We start from the raw sequence: 16,354 nt of genomic DNA on the forward strand, positions 1-16,354 counted from the left end.
GATGACACATATGATTACCCGAATGTTGGCTGGCGCTGCGCTGATTGCAGGCAGTGCGCTACCGGTATTGGCCGATCAGGGCAAGATGGTGACCCTGGCGGATGTGACCCAAGGGGATGCGGCCGCCAATATCTGGGTCAGCGGCACGGTGGCGAGTCGCCAGCAGGCGGCGCTCAGTGCCGAAGTGAGCGGCCGGGTGGAATGGATCGCCGAATTTGGCAGCCGGGTCAAAAAAGGGGACGAGCTGCTGCGCCTCGACAGCGCAGCACTGCGCCTCTCGCTGGAGCAGGCTCGCGCCGAGCAGGCGAAATGGCAGAGCAACTTGCGCTTCGCCCGCGCCGAATCCCGGCGGATCACCCGGCTACACCAGCAAAAGAGCGCCTCCCAAAGCCAGTACGACAAGGCCAGTTACGATGTGGAGCAGGCCGCTCTGGCCGAGCGGCTGGCCGCCATACAGGTGAACCAGATTGAAGAACAGCTGCGCCGCAGCCACATCTATGCCCCGTTCGATGGGGTGGTGAACAACCACTTCATCCAGCCCGGCGAGCATGTGGACGCGGGCGAGCAGGCGCTGGAGCTGGTCAACCCGGATCAGCCGGATATCCGCCTGCAGGCCCCCATCCTCTGGGCCCAACAGCTGGCGCCGCAAACCCGGCTGCGGGTGGAGGGGGAGCAGCTGAGCGGTCACGGCGTCTATTACCAGCGAGCCGCCAGCGCCGATCCCAAGTCGCGCCTCATCGAGTTGCGCCTCAAACCGGAAGCGGGCACCTTTATCATCGGCTCGCCGGTACGGGTTGCCCTGCCACTGGGGGATCAGCAGAGCATGCTGCTGCCCCGAGATGCCCTGGTGCTCGGCACCGATGGCAGCGTGGTCTATCAGGTGGCGAGAAGCGGCAAGGCGCTCAAGGTGAATCGGGTGCCGGTCACCGTGCTGTTTGGCGACAGCCAGCAGGTGGCGGTGAGCGGCGCCCTCAAGCAGGGGGACCGGGTGGTGGTGCGTGGCGCGGGCAGCCTGCAGGATGGCGATACCATAGAATTGTTCAAGGGGTAGCCACGCCCGACGCAGGCTGGCCAATCTTTGCCCGCTTGACCCGGGACATACAGCCAAACGGGCCACAGTTTGCTATCTTGGCGGCCATCACTCGCGTTTAGAGCAATCAACACCCATGAGCATTATTTTGGGCATCGATCCGGGTTCGCGGATCACCGGATACGGGGTTATCCGGGTCGTGGGCGGCAAGGCCGAATACTTGGGCTCTGGCTGCATCCGCACCGATTGCGGCGAGCTGCCGGAGCGCCTCAAGCAGGTTTATGACGGGGTATGCGAGATCATCACCCAGTTCAAACCCACCGAGTTTGCCATCGAGCGGGTCTTTATGGCCCGCAACGCCGACTCGGCCCTGAAACTGGGGCAGGCCCGGGGCAGCGCCATCGTCGCCGCGGTCAACGCCTATCTGCCGGTGAGCGAATACTCTGCCACCCAGATCAAGCAGGCGGTGGTCGGCACTGGCGGCGCCGCCAAGGAGCAGGTGCAGCATATGGTGACCCATCTGCTGAAACTCTCCGCCACCCCGCAGGCGGACGCAGCAGATGCCCTCGGCGTCGCGCTCTGCCACCTGCACACCCGCCAGAGCCTGATCAAGATGGCAGGCCGCGCCAGCAGCTCGGTACGTGGCCGCTATCGCTGAGCCCTTATGTCGCCCACGGCTCATCTCGGTATCGCTAAATAAAAAACCGCCCCGGATCTCCGGGGCGGTTTTGTTTTACGCAGGTAACAACCGGCGGGACTTGTCAGATGAATATTCTCTCACGTAGGCGGCCATATATTCAGCCGCCTTATTCAACCGCGGTATTCGCCCCGGCGAGTCGGGCCTGCTGTTCACCACGCTTTTCCTGCGCCGAGCTCATGGCGAGGGAGAGCGCCTCCAGCTGGCCGTCGAGGCTGGCATCGATGATCCCCACCTCGGTCTCGAGAATGCAGCCCCCCTGATCGAGGCGGGCATCGGCAGAGATTTCGAGATACCCGATCTCGGGGAAATCCTTGTGCACCCGGGCAATCTGATCGCGTACCGCCTGCACCTGTTCGGGATTGACCCGCACCGTCACCTGCTTCTGGTTGCTCACCAGCGAGAGCGCCTCGCGCACCACCTTGAGGGTGAGCGCCACCTGATCGTAATCGTGCAGGATCTTGCGCACCGCCTGCAGCACCACCTCGCTCATCTGTTGTTCCACCGTGCGGTAGTATTGCTGGCACTGCAGCTGGGTCTGGTGCACCAGCACAGCCTGCTCGCGGCGAGCCTCCTCGATACCGGCCTGCCAACCAAGCTGCTTCTGCTGCTCATAAACGGCACGCGCCTCCTCGACGATATCGGCAGCCTGTGCCCGGGCGGCATCGACCAGCGCCTGAGCACTCAGATAGGCCTGATAATCGTGACTGCGCAGGATCCGCTGACCGGGAGCCAGTTGCAGGTGTTCACTCTTTATTTCAACAAATGGCAGCATTGTGGCGTTACCTGTTTGGCAATTTTGAGACAGAGTGCGCGAGCGAGTGGCAGCTCGGCATCAGCCAGTGACCAGCCTGGGCGCAGGGGTGATACCGGCAAACGTAGCGCAAGGCGACGGGCCCAGGCGGGATGAGCCCCCCCTGCCGCAGCCAGCCAGAATCCCAAGCCTGCCGCCTCCAGCGAGGCACTATCGAGCGTGGCGGGCAGCGGTTGCTGCCAGCCGGCAGGCCAGGGGCCGATCAAGAGGTCGAGGCGAGCAAGCAGCGACCTGTGCCCCTCCTCTCCCAACACCGCGATGATTTGGCGCAGCACAGGCGCTTGCAGGCAGTGGCGGATCGCCTCGCCATGGAGCACGGCGCCAAGCTGGCGCAGCACGAGCGCCAGCGCCTCGGCCGGAAAGAGCGCCAGCCCGCCAAGCTGCGCGGGCAGTTCGTAGTCGATAGCCAGTGCCAGCTCGTCGAGCAGGGCCTGATTGCAGGCAGGCAGAGTGCGCCACTCGGGCACACTCGCCTGCAGCCAGCGCCACGAGGCGGGGAAGTGCTCCTCGTGCAGATAGCTGGCCGGACAAAAGCGCAGTTGATAGGGGGTAAGGCCGACCGCCATCAACGACTCCGACGCCGGTGCCACATGAATTGGGCCAGATTGGTGGTCACCACCAGCGCCAGCAGGAGCGCGATCAGTCCACCCAGCCGCCATCTGGAGCCTTCACTCACCTCGATGGAGAAGAGGGTGGTATTGCGCGGCATCAGCGGGCTCTGGCGTACATCGGCCGAGGGTACCAGCACCACACTGATCCGGTCGTAAGCCAACCCCTCGATGCTGTTGTTGACCAGCTGCTTGATCTGCGGGATGTAGGTGTCGAGCTGGATATCCGCCGCATGTTTGATAAAGACCGAGGCCGAAGCGGGCGATGGCTTCTTGCTGATCCCCTCGTTCCCTTCGGGCAATACCACATGGACGCGGGCCACCAGCACGCCGTCGATCTCCGAGAGGGTGTGGGAGATCTCCTGGGCCTTGGCGTAGTTGAGGCGAGCCCGCTCCTCGGTGGGCGAGGAGATGAGGCCATCCTTGGGAAAGACATCCTGCAGGGTGGAGAAGCTCTCGCGCGGATACCCCTTGCGCTTGAGCAGTTCAACCGCCTGCGCCACATCGGACTCCTCGACCAGCAGCTTGATATTGCCATCCTTGTCAGGCTGCTTGTCCGAGGAGATCCCCTCGGTACGCAGCAGCGCCAGCATCTCGTTGCCCTCTTTCTGGTTCACCCCGGTATAGAGCTCCACCTTGCAGCCACTGAGCAGCAAGGAGGTGCACAGCACCCCCATCAGCATCGATCTCTTCACACTACCTCACTGGGTCTTCAACAGGGTTTCTACGTTCTGGCTCATCTTGCCCACGGTCTTGGCAATGAGCTCCTCCTGCATGGTGATCCGCATCAGCGACCACTGCATCTGCATCAAACTGTTGGGATCATCGCCCGGCGTAGCCAGTTCGGCCTGCAGGCTCTGCTTGGCCTCGACAAACTGCTGCTTGATCTCGCCGATTTCGCCAAGCAATGTACCGCCGATCCCCTGAGCGCTGCCGCCCATCGCCTGCTCGAAGGTGGCGATCTGGGCACCGGGAACATCCGCCGCTTTCAGCTCATCCAGGCTGGTCACTACGGCCTGCGCGCTTTGTGCTATCTCCATCACTCCTCCAGATCCAGTTTGTGTGCATGACGCACCAGATTGTTGACCATGCCGTTGTGCGGGATCAGGGTCATCAGTTCGCGTCGGGCCAGCTCGGCAAGATAGTCGTTACCGGACAATGCCCCCTGCCCCCGCAGCTCTGCCATCACCTTGAGCAGCACCGTCTCCCGCCGCGACGAGAGCGGGTCAAACTCCCGCATCAGGGTACGCAGCTCTGGCAGGTCGATGGCCGCCACCACTGGCAGCTGGCGCTCGCCAAAGCGCTCAATCAGCTTGCTCGCAACCGGCTTGAAGAGCTGGTCGGCGACCCCGGCCGTTTTCTCATCCTGCTGATAGACCTGCCAGAGCAGCTCGCGCCGGGTGGCGGGAGAGTGTCCCTCCAGCAGCGCTTCCAGTGGCGTCCCCTCTTTCCAGCGCGTCAACAGGGCACTGCTCTCCTCTTTGGCCAGCAGCCGCTCAAACTGTTGCCGCTCTGCCGCTGCAGGCGGGGGCAAGCCCGGCGGCGTTACCGCAAGCGGACGGATGCCTAGCTCGTTACCATCGACCTTCATGAGGCAATCTGTTCGCGCATGCCTGCGGCAAACTGCTGCAAGGAGGAGAGCTCACTCTGCTCAAGCCGGGCCAACCGGCTCTGCAGTGCATCCAGCCGCGTCAGCCGCCATTCGCACAGGGCGAGCCAGGGTTCCAGTTCGGGGGTATCGCACCCTTTGCCCAGCGCCAGAGCCCCCTCGTAATCTCCCCGGTTCATCAGGGAGGAGAGGCGGATCAGGGTGACACACTCGCTCATCTGCGGATCGCTTGCGAGCCAGTCGGCGATGGCGGCGGCCTGCGAGTGACAATGATGACCGGTGCCGGCCACCGCCAGTTCGGCCAGTTGCCGTTTCAGTTGGCGATCCATCGTCACACCTTCTGCAAGATGCCCTGCATCAAATCTTTCATGCTGCGGGTCACGGTAGAGTTGATGTTGTAGATCACCGACCACTTGTTGATCTTGTGTTGCAGCTCGGCCAGCCTGGCGGGGTCATCGGGATTATCTTTCAGTGCGTCAATCGCAGCTTTTACGTCATTGTTGGCATCGTTCGCCTGCTTCTTCAGCGCCTCGGCTACGTTATCCAGGGTATTCCCCGGGTTAAAAATGGGTTCTGCCATCTCTTATGCTCCTTTGATCTGCTCAAGTATCTGCATGCCCGCCTCGATGGCGTCCGCTTCCTGTTGCCACTGCCGGTACTGCTGCGGAGATCCCCCGCGCATCAGCTGGCGCTTGACCTCCCCCAACGCCTGCACCAGCTGCTCCTGCAGGGCGCGGGCGAAGGCGGGATCAGCGCCGGACAGTCGCGTTTCCAAACTGGTCATCATGGCTTTCGCCCCCTTTCAATCTGACGATGTATTGCTGCTTGCCCTTGCTCACCACCACCGCATCGCGCTGGATAGAGAGGATGCGAACTCCGTTGGCTGTCGCCCCTCCGACCGGGTAGCGGCGGTTGTCCGCCAGGGTGACGTAGGGCACCCGGCCGAGGGAGACACTGCGCACCTCGAACTCCAGCTCATCCTGACGGGGCGAACGGCTCTGGTTGATCAGCTCCAGCATGGGGTGAGAGCCGAACTCGCGGCGAAACTGCAACTGCAGTTGCTGAAATTGCGCCAGCCTCGCCTCATCCAGCTGACCTGACAGCTCGATCCGGTCGCGCGATTCACTCACCCGCAGCAAACCGGCCAGTCCCTGCTCCTGCAACATGGCATCGAGTCGCTTGCGGTGGGCACCGGCTACCTGCACCCGGTTTTCGATGCCGAGTAGCCCAGGCACCTCCTGCTTCAGCAGGGATTCAATGCTGTTCCAGCGTTCATCCTGCACACTGATGGCTCCGCTCAAGCGCAGCCAGCCTGGCTCCTTGCCATTGCGGATCTGCAACTGCTCGTAACCGAGTTTTTGCAGGATGAACCCGGCGCCCTGACGCAGATCCTCCATGGTGCGCAGGTCAAGGCGATAGCTGAGCCCCTTGCCATCGAGATACTGCTGCAGGGCGAGGTGGTTGCCGTTCTCATCCACATAACCAGAGAGCAGCCAGAGTTCGGGGTCACTGCTGTTGAGCACCACTTGGCGATAGGCTGGCGCGGCCAGAAAGCGCTTGAGCTCCAGCTCATTGCGAGCGGTATCGCTCTCGCTGCTCCCCTGCCACCAGCCGTGACCAAGCATCACAACCACCGCCATGACCAGCGACAGGCAGAGGCCAACCAGCCACCACTCGGCACTGCCGGCACGCCGTCGTGGTCGCGCCGGTGCCGCCATGGCAGGCAACGCCTCCAGCTGTTCGGGCAGCGACCGGCTGCTGTCGCAAAAACTCCAGAGCAGGGGGCCAGCCTCCAGCCGGGTACCGGCCATCAGCTGGGCACCCGCCTCCAGTGCCGCGCCATCCTGAGTCGGCAGGATGCCCTCAGCCCACCCCTGCAGGTTGATCCCTTCGGCCGACACCAGCAGCACCAGATGCTCGGCAGCCATCCCCTCGTCCACCAGCACCAGATCGGCCAGCAGCGGATCGGAGCCGATGACCAGACGCCCTTCCGGCAGGGCTACTTCTACCCCGCGGTTAAGCCCGCGATATACGCGGCACTTCCAGCTCATCGACCAGCTCCGGCCGGAGTCGCCTGCATACACCAGCTGGCCGCCGGGGTGCATTTTTGATCCTTCGCCATCTCGACCAGACGCCAGCCCAGCTCATTGCCCATCCGGCACTGGGTAAGGGCGGAGCTCTTGCCCCCCTGACGCAGCAGTTTCTGCACATCCCGCGCCGCTGCCAGCGGCTGGCACTGGGCACCGCCCAGCACCTTGCCAAGGGAGAGACTCTGATTGGAGATCTCATCAGCCCCGAGCACCCCGGCTCGCAAATCCTGACCATTGCCGAGGGCCAGATAGTGGGCAATACCGTCATCAATCAGACGAGGCTCGATGATAAATAGCCGCACTGAACGACGGGTCTGGGTGTCCTTGCTACGGAACAGCGCCCCCAGATAGGGGATGTCACCAAGGAAGGGCACCTTGCTCAGGTTCTCGCTCATCTCGTCGCGGTAAATACCGCCTATCAGCAGACTCTGGCCATGGCCGACCCGGGCGATGGTATCGACCACGGTGCGACTGATGGTGGGAATGCCATCGGCCCCCGCACTGTTGGGTTTCTGGTTGCCATCCTCGATGTGGAGGCTCAGGCTGATCTCGGGTCTGTCACCCATCTGGATCACCCGGGGCGTCATCCGCAACATGGTGCCGTAAGTGATCCCCTGCAGCTCGGCCACCCGCTCACCGCTGATCTTCACGTAATAGGTTTCGCTGTGGTCGATCACCGCCTGGGTGTTCTCCTGGGTCAGCAGGGTCGGGCGGGAGACCACCTGGGCATTGCCTTCGTTTTCCAGCAGATTGACCCGGGCCAGCAGATAGTCGAGCCCTTTGGAATCCACCAGACTGCCGAGCGCAGCGCCCCCTTCAATTCCTTTGCGATCGCCGGTGGTCTTGATAATCACCTGCTGGTTGGAACCGGTGCGGATCCCCACTCGCCAATCCACCCCCAGCTGGGAGAGATCCTCGGCATTGATGTCGATGATGGAGAGCGCCACCTCGATACGGGCCGCCGGTTTGTCGAGCGCGGCGATCAACTTGCCGTACATCGCCATCCGCTCCGGAGCATCGCGCACGATCACCGCATTGAGGGAAGGATCGGCCTGCACGATGGCCTGACCGGAGGTGGCCGTCGCTGCCTTGCTACCCTCGCCGTTGACCATCTGCACGCCAGCATCGCTCAGCAGCTTGGCCAGAATGGTCGCCACACCGGGCGCCGCCACATCGGTATCGCGGTACTGGATGGATCGGTCAGTCGCCGAGGCGTACTTGAGGGGGAAGATCTCGATGGCCAGCGGCCCGGTCTTCTCGCTGCGCAGCTGGGACTGTTGCTCCAGTGCCAGCGCGGTCTGCTCGATCAGTTCAAGGTAACGAGGCGGGCCGGAGACATAGACCAGCCGGTTATCCGCATCGGGGCGCCAGCCAAAACGGGGCTCCCAGATCCCGGCTCGTTGCAGTGCCTGTTTGAGTTCTGCTGCACCAGTCTGCTCCAGATTGATGAGACGGGACTGCACTTCGCTGTTCTTGAAGACGTAGAGCACATTGCCGTCGTAGTACCAGACCAGGTTGTAGAGGGAGGAGAGCTGCTGCAAAAAGGCGAGCGGCTCGTCATGCTCAAACTGACCGTTGACCTGATCGTTGACCTTGTCGCTGACCACCACGGAGACCTCGTAGTTGGCACCGAAGTTGACCAGCACGTCGCGCAGACTCTCCCCTTCTGCCACATAGCTGTAAGGCATGGGCACCCAGTCCAGCTCCTGTGCCATGGCGGGACGCTGCCACGCCATCACGGCGAGGCAGATCCACAACAGGGGACGCAGCAGGGGTTGCACACTCAAGGGTGCCATATCATCTGTCTCCATTGGGGGGCCAAGGCGGCCTCGGTCAATTGGGGTTCCAACCGCTCCAGCAGGGCGATGTGCTGGCTTAGGCGCTCCGCCAGCAGCGCCTCGTCGAGCCACTCCAGCGCGAGCCGCGCCTCCAGCTGCAAATTGCCAAGATCGTCCAGCACCAGAGCATGGGGGGCATGACGCCCCCAGGCCACCACCTGTTGCAATAGACGCTTTAGCAGCGCCGGATCATGGGCCTCAGCGTCATTCCTCTGGCTGCTTGCAAGCGGGGTACTCAGCAGCAATTCACCGTTTCTGGGGGTCAGAAAAAGGGGATAACCATCGATCCGCAGATGGTACTTTCCCTGTGCGTCGGCAATAAAAGGCCCTTGGCCAAGGTTTGCGGCCAATCGATTCAGTAGCGTTTGCATAGTTCCTCGGGCTATCTAGGGCGCAGGAGGCTGCCAGTAGAAGTGATCCTGACCCAGGGCAATGCCCCGGCCGGCCAGCCACTCATGCAGGGTTAGGGCTGCCTCGTCCTGATGGGGCAGAGCCTGCAGGGCATGCCAAAATGTGCCGAGCTCAAGCGGTACCGGCATCAGGTGAACCGGGTCCCCCTCCTTGCTCGTTTGCGCATACCAGGCAGGCCAGGCCAGCTGGAGACGTGTCTCACAATCACTCTGCAGCCGGGTGAGCTCCTGCTCGCGCTGGTTCAACTGCTCAAGCTGATCGGCGATCCGGCTCTCCAGATCCGCCGGTACATCGACAACGGTCTGCCAGAACACGGCCTGGGCATTGAGTTGGCGGCGCATCACCTGCAACTGCTCCAGTTCGTTAAGCCAGGCGCCGTAAAGTGGTTCAAGACGCTGAACCCACCAGCGGTGCAAGGGATAGAGCACCCAGTGCCACAGCAAGGGACGATCCGCCAGATTGATGCGGTCCCCCAGCTGCTGCATCCAGTCACAACGCTCACTGCCTGCCAGCCGCAAGATCTGTTGCAGCTCCTCACGCGAGACGGTCAGCGCGGCATCGAGACGGCGCTGAAACCAGATGGAGCCCAACAGACTCTCCAGTCGGGTTCTTGGCAACAGTCGTTGCAACAGGGCCATCTGCTGCGAAGTGATCACGCCGGCATCCTGATAACGGAGCACGGACAGCTGGCCGACCAGACGATCCCGACTCAGGGTATCTGGCTGGACAACGGTAACCCGACGACCTGCAAACAGGCCCTGGTTAGGTGAATGGTGATCTTGCTGACTCATGCTATGCCTTGCTCATCTTGCTGCGGGCAATAATGGAATGATGTTTCGATATGCTGGCTATTCTATCCATTGCCTCGCTCCGCGGCTTATAAAAAACGTCAGATTATTTTAGTCCGGCGTTAATCTGTGCCGTGTCGGGCACGGCTTGGCGTACAGCCAAAACGACGACGATAACTCTGGGTAAAATAGGATTGGCTGGAGAAACCGGCCTCCATCGCAATATCGACGATGCTCATTTCACTATTGAGTAATAACTGATGAGCGAAAAGGATCCGCCTTTCACTGATCCAGGCGCGTGGAGAAACACCATATATCGAGCCAAACAGCTCCTTGAAAGTGGTCAATCCCATACCGAACTCTTTGGCGAATTCGCTGAGCTTCCACTCCATCAGATAGTGCTTTTCCATAAACTGTTGCAACCGCTCGACCTGGCGATTGCTCAGCTGGCGCAAAATAGACATCAGTTGCGGCCCCTGTTCGCCAAAAGCGAGCAGAAACAGCAACTCTTCGGTGCGTAATTGGGCCAGTGCGGGGGGATGTTCATGTTCGGTCAACCCGCGCAGCCCCTGAATACATTGGGTCAGCAAGGGGGATGAGTGAAACGGCAACAGCGTGGGGGCCATCCCCTCCAGCCGGGGGACTTCACTCAGCAGTGAACCGAAACGTTGCAAGAAGCCTTGCAAAAAGGAGTTTGAAAGAGGTAGCCAAAGCAGGCGGCAGGGGCCGTCACCGGTACAGACCGCGTAGTTGCCACGGCGCACGAACAGAAGTTCGTTGGGGGATAATTCATAGGTATCGGTACAGTCCTGCCACTTCATCGATCCTTCCAGGAGAATATAAATTCCCTCTTGCGGATGTTCGATAACGTTAAAAGCAGACATGCACCACTGGATCAGGGCCATATCGCCCTTCTCTGTGGTAGTAATGCCCTTCATGTTTTATTTTCCTGAATCTGCGTGTAGTACCAGTAACACCTCCGGAAGCTGGTCGCTCTCGGGTGCTTTATTATTGCTGTTATTTTTATTTATTATTTTGTAATCAAGTCATTCGCTGGTGAATTCAAAAATTAATCACCATTGAAATGAGGGGGGATCCTACAACAGTCACAAGCAGAAAAACCAGCCTAAAATTAGAGCTAACACACTATTTATCCAGTGCAACGACTCATACTTAATGGTGTGCTTACAGCAAAAGATACTTCGTTACAAAAAGAAACCTTCAATCTTAACTGACAAATTAATAAATTATTGATTTGAGGCTTTTTATTTAAACACAATCATTACTGACATTGTGGATAACAAGCTTTTGGCTGCAATTGAATAACCATTTTTTTGTCATTAAAAATCTTAAAAACTTTCTGCTGACTCATAGCCTGTACCGCAGTGCCATCCATAAATTGCAAGCGGGCACGCAGATAGATCTCCCCTTCCGCCAGTTGCAGAGGGGTCAAACGCAGATCAAACAGCAATGGCAGCATGGTCACCTCATAACGGGTGGCTGCCACTTGCAACGGACGCCCCCCGATCACGCTGAGCACAGCCACCTCCACCGTCGCTGGACGTGGCAAGGCTTGCGGGAAATGCACCTCGCCCTTGATTTGCTGTTGCGATGGCTTCAGCTCCGGGGTGGTGACACAACCGGCCAGCATGGCCGACAACATCAGTGCCAGCAGACCTCTCATAACACCCGGATCCGCCGCTCACTCAGCGGTGTGTGCTCACCCTGTTGCAGTCGCTGCAGCGTCAGCTCCTGGACCTGATTGAGGGTAATGGAGCGTCGCAGCAGTGCCGACAGGGGAACCTGGCTCGCACTGGCTGACCGGGCACTCACGGTTCTGCCTGCAAATGCCCCCACCTTGCCCGCCTCTGCCCCATGCAGGGCCAGCGCGCCTTGTGATTCCTGAATCTTCATGGTTATACCCGCACTCCCATCACCTGATCACTGCTGCCTGCCTCCCGCGTACCGGGTTGCAGCAACTCCTGCCAGAACTCGGCATGCTCCAGCATGCTGGCGAGACTCTCTTCAAGGTACGCCAGGGTCAACCGGCTTGCCGCCATCTGGCGATAGAGTTGCACCGTCAGACTCTCTTCATCGAAACCGAAGTGAAGATTGAACTGATACCAGTGACGATTGAAGCTGGCCAACTGACGGAAAATCCCCTCGCCCACCTGATGCAGCTCGGCCACGTCGGCCTGCAACACCAGCTGATCCCGCTCCGGCACCAGGATCAGGCTGAGTTGCAACTGCTCGTCAAAGCAGAGCGCCGCAACCCCCTCCTGATTCAGAGCCAGGGATGGCAAACCATATTTGGTGGCAAATTCAGCGAGCAGTCGATTGATGATGACAGTTACATCCATGATTTCCTCCAGCAGAGAGGAAGAGATGTTAGCCTGCCACCGCCATGCGGGCTGTCACTCAAGGGCGGCACTTTTAAGAAAAATGGCCGGAAAAACAAAAAGGCGCCCCAATGGGCGCCTTGATTGCCATGACGTTTATGCAACGCCGAATGCCGCTTTCCAGGCCTGATTCTGGCTCTGGGAATACTGCTGCATCAGTTGCAGCAGATCTTTCATAAAGTTGGCATTGAAGGACATATTGTCCTCGGCCTTCTGCTTCTCGGTCTGACTGATAGTCGCCTCGACCTCGTCTTCTTTCGCATTGGCCTGGCTGTCACCCTGCGCCACCTGCACCGCAGAGTTGCTCATTTGCCCCACAGACTGGGTTACAGTGTTGAACACCTGCCCCCGTTCGGAAGTGCGAGCAAATTTCTTGTCCAACAATCGGCTCGCATTACTGTCTGCAACTTGATCCTGTTTCCAGACTTTGCCCACATCAGCGCGGTCAACCTGTTGGCCCTGCTTGCTCAAGCTATCAACCTTGGCGTCAATCAAGGCCTCGCGACCGGCAATCTTGCCATCAAGGGATTGTTGCTGCTTGATAGTCTTGGCGCCCTTGCCCAGGCTGATCCCGCCCATAATGGCAGAGAACCCCGCCATCACGCCGGAGACCACCGCCATGGCGATCATCAGCTTGGCGCCGTGGCGCATCTCGTCAACCTGTGCCTGCTGGTTGCTGATGACCAGCTTGTTCTCGATATCCCGAACCTGCAACCCCTCCTCACGGGCCTGACGGGCCAGCTTGAACAGCAAGGACATCATATCCATCGCACTGTCCAGCTGCGCAACCATCTGGGTCACCCCTTTGGTATCGAAGGGAATGGAGGGACGTGGCAGAGTAGGAACGCTCTTGTTCTCTGCCCCTTGCGAACGAGTCGAAGGGGCGGCCTCATGGGCTGTGGTCGCACTGCGAACCTGCTGCGGCTCACCGGCCTGCACCTCGGTCAGCGGGGCGGTACGGGTCACACTATTTGCATAATCACTGTTAATCATGGTCGGTACTCCTTAGATAGCGGCAGGTCTGCGGGCCAGGTTGTTCATCATGTCGCCCTTGGCATTGATCATCTGGAAGATCATCTCCATGGTCTGCTGGAACGCCTCGATCATCTGGGCTATCGCCTCCTTGAGCTTGTCGATGACCCCTTGCAACTCGGTCATCTCGCTCTTGCTCAAGGCAAGATCAGCCTGAGCATCGAGCGACTCGGACTCTTTCGCCGACTGGACCGTTTTGGCCACGCCACTGCTCACATCAATGAGGATATCGGCCCCCTGGGTGGCCATCTTGGCCACTTTCGCCACCTGACTGGTCACTTTCACCGCTTCAGCGGTTGCTTTGGCACCAAATTTGGCGGCCACTTCACCCGCCTTGGCAACGATTTTGGCGGTAACATCCGCAACCTTGCCACCAATCTTGGCGCCCAGTTTGGCAATCGCACCGCCAATGGTCGCGCCGAAACTGACTGCGGCCGAAATCACTGCCAATGCAATCTCTATCCCCATCAGGGCTGGCCCCAGCTTCTCCATCACCTCCTTGGAGATAAGGCCATCAGCGGCAGCCTGCTGCACAGCCATGTTGACCACGCCAACGACGCCAGCTGCGATCATCAGGGCACCGGCGGCAGCACCAATCCCGGTTGCCACCATGATGGCACCGATCACCAGCGAAGCGATGGCACTGATCCAGCCAAAAATTTTGCCAAAGATACCGGCCTTCTTGGCCTCCTGAGCACTCTCTTCTGCCTCTTTGATCTTCGCCTGGTTCTCGCCGATCTTCTTCTCGTTCAGCGTGCGAGCTTGTCGGATATCATCAAGCTTCAGCTTGGTCTGGGTCTTCTCCAGATCGCTGGTGAGCTTGCCCAGCTCAATCTCGAACGCTTCGGGCGAGGTAAAGGCTGCTGTCACCAACCCGGTGGTGTGCGGCAGAATCAAGCGGGTGTTCTCTTTCACCGAAGCCACCAACTTGCCGATTTCACCAAGTTGCTGCGCACTGACCTGGCTATTGCTTACCGCCAGTGGTGCGTTTAGCGAGACCCCTGACTTGCGGGCCTGACCGGCGACTTGCACCGTGGCGGCATCGAGCCGTGTTTCACTGCGAGGTTGGGTTACGGGCACCAGGCCCGCAACATCACCTGTGTTTCCCAGCGGGGAAACCTGTCTTTCATTGCTGATCGGGTTCATCTTGCAGATCCCTTCTGATTGCGATGGCTTCCAACATAACCTTGGCGCTTGCCGCCAGGTCTGCCTGCTGGGGATCTGTGTCCGCCAGCAGTCGGGCCGAGTGGAAGCCACTCTCGGCCCCGTTCAAATCACCTTGTTGCAGCCGGCACTCGGCAGCATGAAACGGGAAACGGGGATCTTTCAGGTCGAGCATGGCGCCAAAGCTGTAGCTTTGAACCGCCGTTTCAAACTCCCCCATCGCCTGACGGCAGGCACCCAGCCCGAGGAAATAACGCGGCTCGTAGTGATCCAGCATGCAGAGGGCCTGGAAGATCTTGTGAGCATCCTCCCACTTGCCGGCCTGATACTGACCAAAGGCCAGGGCATAGAGCTGCTCCAGGGTGTCGCCCGAGATATCCTGCAGCATGGCCAAGGTGCCACCGTCAGCCATAAAGGCTTCCAGCTCTGCTTCATATTCCGGGGTCAGGGTGGTATCGGTCTGCATGATCTCTCCTCAAATTGCGCCAAGAATGTCGCGCATGATGCTGTCGTATTTCTGGATAAAGCGGTTGAGTGCCTCGATGGCGGCGTTATAGCGCGAGCTGACGTCGTTGAGGCGGGTGGTCTTTTCACTGACCTGATCGTTGAGCGGGCGAGAACGGTCGCTCACACTGGTGGAGAAGTTGCCAAGCTTGTTGTTGTCCTTGTCATAGCTGTAGCTGGCTTCGATATTTTTCATCGCGCCGCTCTTCTTCTGATCACTTTCGAGGAACGTTTTAACTGTGATGACCTGCGTTGCTACGATCTTCTCAAAATTGGCTTTTTTACGCTCATAATCGGCCTTGGCCTCCCCCAGCGTTTTGGGGTCGAGGCTGGCAGACGTTACTTTTTCCAGCTCGTTTTTAGCGTTGGTGAAATCTTGCTGTGCTTTTTGCACCGACCCATCGGTAAACATTTTTGACAACAGTTTGAACTCTGAACCATCCATAAATTCGGCCAGAGACTGATAGCCATAGAGCTTGTAATCCAGCAGATTGAAATTGGTGTTGAAGGTCTGGCTGGATGCCGCAGAGAGCACCTTGTTGATCTCGGACTGGATCACCCCGTAGATCTTCAGCTCACCGGTCATCTCTGCCAGCTCGTCCCGCAGCCCTTTACGCTGGTTGTCCTGAAACGCCATCACCCCGGTAAAGGTCGTGATGAGATCGTCATCGATGCGATCCATGGTCAGCGCACTGAGGGAGAGCAGCATAAATTCAGGGACGGTCCAGTGGGTGACTGGCGGGGTTTGTTTTGCTCCCCGCTCGATCATTCCCTTGATGGCGGCAATGGCCGCATCTTGCCCCCCCTGGAACTGGCCCATCGCCCAACCCCCGTTGATCGAGGCGGGATCCGTCAGATAGGCAGCCAGCAACTTCTCCAGCTGCTCCTTGCTCAGCGCAGTCGATGAGTCAGCACTGATGGTGATCTTGCCCTTGAGCAGCTCGACCAGTTCGGTCAACTTGGGGTTTTTATGGCCCGGCAATGCGTCCAGCGCTTGCCCATCAAGCCAGCCGACGAACGCGCCCGGGTTGGTGTTGTAGTCAGGGATAGTGCTCATCACGACTCCTTAAATCATCAGTCCGCGCATCATGGTGGGACGGCGACTCTTGCGGCCCTCTCCCGGCTGTGCCGGCAGTAACGCCTGTCTGCGCTGGATCTCAGCCAGCAACTCCTGCTCGGCCACGGCCACTTGCTCGGTCGGCGCATCGAATAGCAGCTGACAGGTCTGATCCGAGAGAGCGAGGCCAGCCAGCATCTCTTGCAACAGAGCGTTGCGGTGATCGCTGTCGGCAATGGCCTGCTCTGCCTGCGAAATGGTCTCGCTATGGTCGGCAAAACGCGGTTGTTTCATCTTGGCTCCTATTCTATGA

The 16,354-nt window shown here is 59.5% G+C and carries 23 protein-coding genes; 2 read left to right on the forward strand and 21 right to left on the reverse strand.

Annotation, left to right across the window (positions count from 1 at the left end; translation table 11 throughout):
- The first annotated feature begins 1 nt into the window (after position 1).
- Positions 2-1,051: an efflux RND transporter periplasmic adaptor subunit gene (locus tag ACTG2B_RS14765; protein ID WP_368175113.1), complete on the forward strand. Its 1,050-nt coding sequence runs from the start codon at positions 2-4 to the stop codon at positions 1,049-1,051.
- 115 nt (positions 1,052-1,166) lie between these two features.
- Positions 1,167-1,688 carry a crossover junction endodeoxyribonuclease RuvC gene (ruvC, locus tag ACTG2B_RS14770; protein WP_005334512.1) on the forward strand — a complete coding sequence of 174 codons (522 nt, stop codon included), beginning with the start codon at positions 1,167-1,169 and terminating at the stop codon, positions 1,686-1,688.
- Between the two features lie 148 nt (positions 1,689-1,836).
- On the opposite strand, the gene ACTG2B_RS14775 is transcribed toward ruvC, so the two are convergent.
- The 21 genes from ACTG2B_RS14775 to acrG form a co-directional block, all read right to left on the reverse strand.
- The gene (locus ACTG2B_RS14775) at positions 1,837-2,502 is read right to left on the reverse strand and encodes an HrpE/YscL family type III secretion apparatus protein (protein WP_439996234.1); all 666 of its coding nucleotides are present in this window, start codon (positions 2,500-2,502) and stop codon (positions 1,837-1,839) included.
- Positions 2,481-3,107 (reverse strand): Yop proteins translocation protein K, encoded by a 627-nt coding sequence (locus tag ACTG2B_RS14780; protein ID WP_042031482.1) that lies wholly within the window; start codon positions 3,105-3,107, stop codon positions 2,481-2,483. Before ACTG2B_RS14780 ends, ACTG2B_RS14775 begins: the two co-directional genes overlap by 22 nt.
- Positions 3,107-3,844 (reverse strand): type III secretion system inner membrane ring lipoprotein SctJ, encoded by a 738-nt coding sequence (sctJ, locus tag ACTG2B_RS14785; protein WP_185430698.1) that lies wholly within the window; start codon positions 3,842-3,844, stop codon positions 3,107-3,109. The genes ACTG2B_RS14780 and sctJ overlap by 1 nt, the downstream gene beginning before the upstream one ends.
- 6 nt (positions 3,845-3,850) lie before the next feature.
- Positions 3,851-4,189 carry a type III secretion system inner rod subunit SctI gene (sctI, locus tag ACTG2B_RS14790; protein ID WP_033113156.1) on the reverse strand — a complete coding sequence of 113 codons (339 nt, stop codon included), beginning with the start codon at positions 4,187-4,189 and terminating at the stop codon, positions 3,851-3,853.
- Positions 4,189-4,740, reverse strand: a complete 552-nt coding sequence (locus ACTG2B_RS14795) for a YopR family T3SS polymerization control protein (RefSeq protein ID WP_439996237.1) — start codon at positions 4,738-4,740, stop codon at positions 4,189-4,191. The genes sctI and ACTG2B_RS14795 overlap by 1 nt, the downstream gene beginning before the upstream one ends.
- Positions 4,737-5,087 (reverse strand): YscG family type III secretion system chaperone, encoded by a 351-nt coding sequence (locus ACTG2B_RS14800; protein WP_041208837.1) that lies wholly within the window; start codon positions 5,085-5,087, stop codon positions 4,737-4,739. The genes ACTG2B_RS14795 and ACTG2B_RS14800 overlap by 4 nt, the downstream gene beginning before the upstream one ends.
- A gap of 2 nt (positions 5,088-5,089) precedes the next feature.
- A complete protein-coding gene (sctF, locus tag ACTG2B_RS14805; protein ID WP_042031485.1) occupies positions 5,090-5,338 on the reverse strand; it encodes a type III secretion system needle filament subunit SctF in 249 nt (82 codons plus the stop codon).
- A 3-nt stretch (positions 5,339-5,341) separates the two neighbouring features.
- Positions 5,342-5,545 (reverse strand): EscE/YscE/SsaE family type III secretion system needle protein co-chaperone, encoded by a 204-nt coding sequence (locus ACTG2B_RS14810; protein WP_033113160.1) that lies wholly within the window; start codon positions 5,543-5,545, stop codon positions 5,342-5,344.
- Entirely contained in the window at positions 5,508-6,809 is a 1,302-nt protein-coding gene (gene sctD, locus ACTG2B_RS14815) for a type III secretion system inner membrane ring subunit SctD (protein ID WP_439996240.1), read from the reverse strand. Before sctD ends, ACTG2B_RS14810 begins: the two co-directional genes overlap by 38 nt.
- Complete coding sequence (gene ascC, locus ACTG2B_RS14820; RefSeq protein WP_439996242.1) at positions 6,806-8,659, reverse strand: SctC family type III secretion system outer membrane ring subunit AscC; 1,854 nt, start codon at positions 8,657-8,659, stop codon at positions 6,806-6,808. The genes sctD and ascC overlap by 4 nt, the downstream gene beginning before the upstream one ends.
- Positions 8,632-9,057, reverse strand: a complete 426-nt coding sequence (ascB, locus tag ACTG2B_RS14825) for a YscB family type III secretion system chaperone AscB (protein WP_017411838.1) — start codon at positions 9,055-9,057, stop codon at positions 8,632-8,634. The genes ascC and ascB overlap by 28 nt, the downstream gene beginning before the upstream one ends.
- Positions 9,058-9,072: 15 nt before the next feature.
- Positions 9,073-9,888 (reverse strand): type III secretion system negative regulator ExsD, encoded by an 816-nt coding sequence (gene exsD / locus ACTG2B_RS14830; RefSeq protein ID WP_439996244.1) that lies wholly within the window; start codon positions 9,886-9,888, stop codon positions 9,073-9,075.
- Between the two features lie 119 nt (positions 9,889-10,007).
- Positions 10,008-10,823, reverse strand: a complete 816-nt coding sequence (locus ACTG2B_RS14835; RefSeq protein ID WP_439996246.1) for a helix-turn-helix domain-containing protein — start codon at positions 10,821-10,823, stop codon at positions 10,008-10,010.
- A gap of 344 nt (positions 10,824-11,167) precedes the next feature.
- Positions 11,168-11,569 (reverse strand): YscW family type III secretion system pilotin, encoded by a 402-nt coding sequence (locus ACTG2B_RS14840; protein WP_236322010.1) that lies wholly within the window; start codon positions 11,567-11,569, stop codon positions 11,168-11,170.
- Entirely contained in the window at positions 11,566-11,799 is a 234-nt protein-coding gene (locus ACTG2B_RS14845; protein ID WP_236322011.1) for a T3SS regulon translocated regulator ExsE family protein, read from the reverse strand. Before ACTG2B_RS14845 ends, ACTG2B_RS14840 begins: the two co-directional genes overlap by 4 nt.
- A gap of 2 nt (positions 11,800-11,801) precedes the next feature.
- A complete protein-coding gene (locus tag ACTG2B_RS14850; protein ID WP_021229946.1) occupies positions 11,802-12,245 on the reverse strand; it encodes a type III secretion system chaperone in 444 nt (147 codons plus the stop codon).
- Between the two features lie 135 nt (positions 12,246-12,380).
- On the reverse strand, positions 12,381-13,277 hold the full coding sequence (aopD, locus tag ACTG2B_RS14855) for a type III secretion system translocon subunit AopD (RefSeq protein ID WP_439996248.1): 897 nt from the start codon (positions 13,275-13,277) through the stop codon (positions 12,381-12,383).
- Between the two features lie 12 nt (positions 13,278-13,289).
- Positions 13,290-14,462 (reverse strand): type III secretion system translocon subunit AopB, encoded by a 1,173-nt coding sequence (aopB, locus tag ACTG2B_RS14860; protein WP_167572930.1) that lies wholly within the window; start codon positions 14,460-14,462, stop codon positions 13,290-13,292.
- Positions 14,443-14,946 carry a SycD/LcrH family type III secretion system chaperone AcrH gene (acrH, locus tag ACTG2B_RS14865; protein ID WP_017411833.1) on the reverse strand — a complete coding sequence of 168 codons (504 nt, stop codon included), beginning with the start codon at positions 14,944-14,946 and terminating at the stop codon, positions 14,443-14,445. Before acrH ends, aopB begins: the two co-directional genes overlap by 20 nt.
- A gap of 9 nt (positions 14,947-14,955) precedes the next feature.
- Positions 14,956-16,041, reverse strand: a complete 1,086-nt coding sequence (locus tag ACTG2B_RS14870; protein ID WP_005334556.1) for a virulence-associated V antigen — start codon at positions 16,039-16,041, stop codon at positions 14,956-14,958.
- Positions 16,042-16,050: 9 nt separating this feature from the next.
- Positions 16,051-16,335, reverse strand: a complete 285-nt coding sequence (gene acrG, locus ACTG2B_RS14875) for an LcrG family type III secretion system chaperone AcrG (protein WP_005334559.1) — start codon at positions 16,333-16,335, stop codon at positions 16,051-16,053.
- Positions 16,336-16,354 lie beyond the last annotated feature (19 nt).

It is taken from the genome of Aeromonas sp. 30P (genome assembly GCF_051919805.1).
Lineage (GTDB): Bacteria > Pseudomonadota > Gammaproteobacteria > Enterobacterales > Aeromonadaceae > Aeromonas > Aeromonas veronii.

Coding starts and splice junctions, on each gene's coding strand:
- ACTG2B_RS14765 (WP_368175113.1), top strand. CDS start 2: ATGACACATATGATTACCCGAATGTTGGCTGGCGCTGCGCTGATTGCA.
- ruvC (WP_005334512.1), top strand. CDS start 1,167: ATGAGCATTATTTTGGGCATCGATCCGGGTTCGCGGATCACCGGATAC.
- ACTG2B_RS14775 (WP_439996234.1), bottom strand. CDS start 2,502: ATGCTGCCATTTGTTGAAATAAAGAGTGAACACCTGCAACTGGCTCCC.
- ACTG2B_RS14780 (WP_042031482.1), bottom strand. CDS start 3,107: ATGGCGGTCGGCCTTACCCCCTATCAACTGCGCTTTTGTCCGGCCAGC.
- sctI (WP_033113156.1), bottom strand. CDS start 4,189: ATGGAGATAGCACAAAGCGCGCAGGCCGTAGTGACCAGCCTGGATGAG.
- ACTG2B_RS14795 (WP_439996237.1), bottom strand. CDS start 4,740: ATGAAGGTCGATGGTAACGAGCTAGGCATCCGTCCGCTTGCGGTAACG.
- ACTG2B_RS14800 (WP_041208837.1), bottom strand. CDS start 5,087: ATGGATCGCCAACTGAAACGGCAACTGGCCGAACTGGCGGTGGCCGGC.
- sctF (WP_042031485.1), bottom strand. CDS start 5,338: ATGGCAGAACCCATTTTTAACCCGGGGAATACCCTGGATAACGTAGCC.
- ACTG2B_RS14810 (WP_033113160.1), bottom strand. CDS start 5,545: ATGATGACCAGTTTGGAAACGCGACTGTCCGGCGCTGATCCCGCCTTC.
- sctD (WP_439996240.1), bottom strand. CDS start 6,809: ATGAGCTGGAAGTGCCGCGTATATCGCGGGCTTAACCGCGGGGTAGAA.
- ascC (WP_439996242.1), bottom strand. CDS start 8,659: ATGGAGACAGATGATATGGCACCCTTGAGTGTGCAACCCCTGCTGCGT.
- ascB (WP_017411838.1), bottom strand. CDS start 9,057: ATGCAAACGCTACTGAATCGATTGGCCGCAAACCTTGGCCAAGGGCCT.
- exsD (WP_439996244.1), bottom strand. CDS start 9,888: ATGAGTCAGCAAGATCACCATTCACCTAACCAGGGCCTGTTTGCAGGT.
- ACTG2B_RS14835 (WP_439996246.1), bottom strand. CDS start 10,823: ATGAAGGGCATTACTACCACAGAGAAGGGCGATATGGCCCTGATCCAG.
- ACTG2B_RS14840 (WP_236322010.1), bottom strand. CDS start 11,569: ATGAGAGGTCTGCTGGCACTGATGTTGTCGGCCATGCTGGCCGGTTGT.
- ACTG2B_RS14845 (WP_236322011.1), bottom strand. CDS start 11,799: ATGAAGATTCAGGAATCACAAGGCGCGCTGGCCCTGCATGGGGCAGAG.
- ACTG2B_RS14850 (WP_021229946.1), bottom strand. CDS start 12,245: ATGGATGTAACTGTCATCATCAATCGACTGCTCGCTGAATTTGCCACC.
- aopD (WP_439996248.1), bottom strand. CDS start 13,277: ATGATTAACAGTGATTATGCAAATAGTGTGACCCGTACCGCCCCGCTG.
- aopB (WP_167572930.1), bottom strand. CDS start 14,462: ATGAACCCGATCAGCAATGAAAGACAGGTTTCCCCGCTGGGAAACACA.
- acrH (WP_017411833.1), bottom strand. CDS start 14,946: ATGCAGACCGATACCACCCTGACCCCGGAATATGAAGCAGAGCTGGAA.
- ACTG2B_RS14870 (WP_005334556.1), bottom strand. CDS start 16,041: ATGAGCACTATCCCTGACTACAACACCAACCCGGGCGCGTTCGTCGGC.
- acrG (WP_005334559.1), bottom strand. CDS start 16,335: ATGAAACAACCGCGTTTTGCCGACCATAGCGAGACCATTTCGCAGGCA.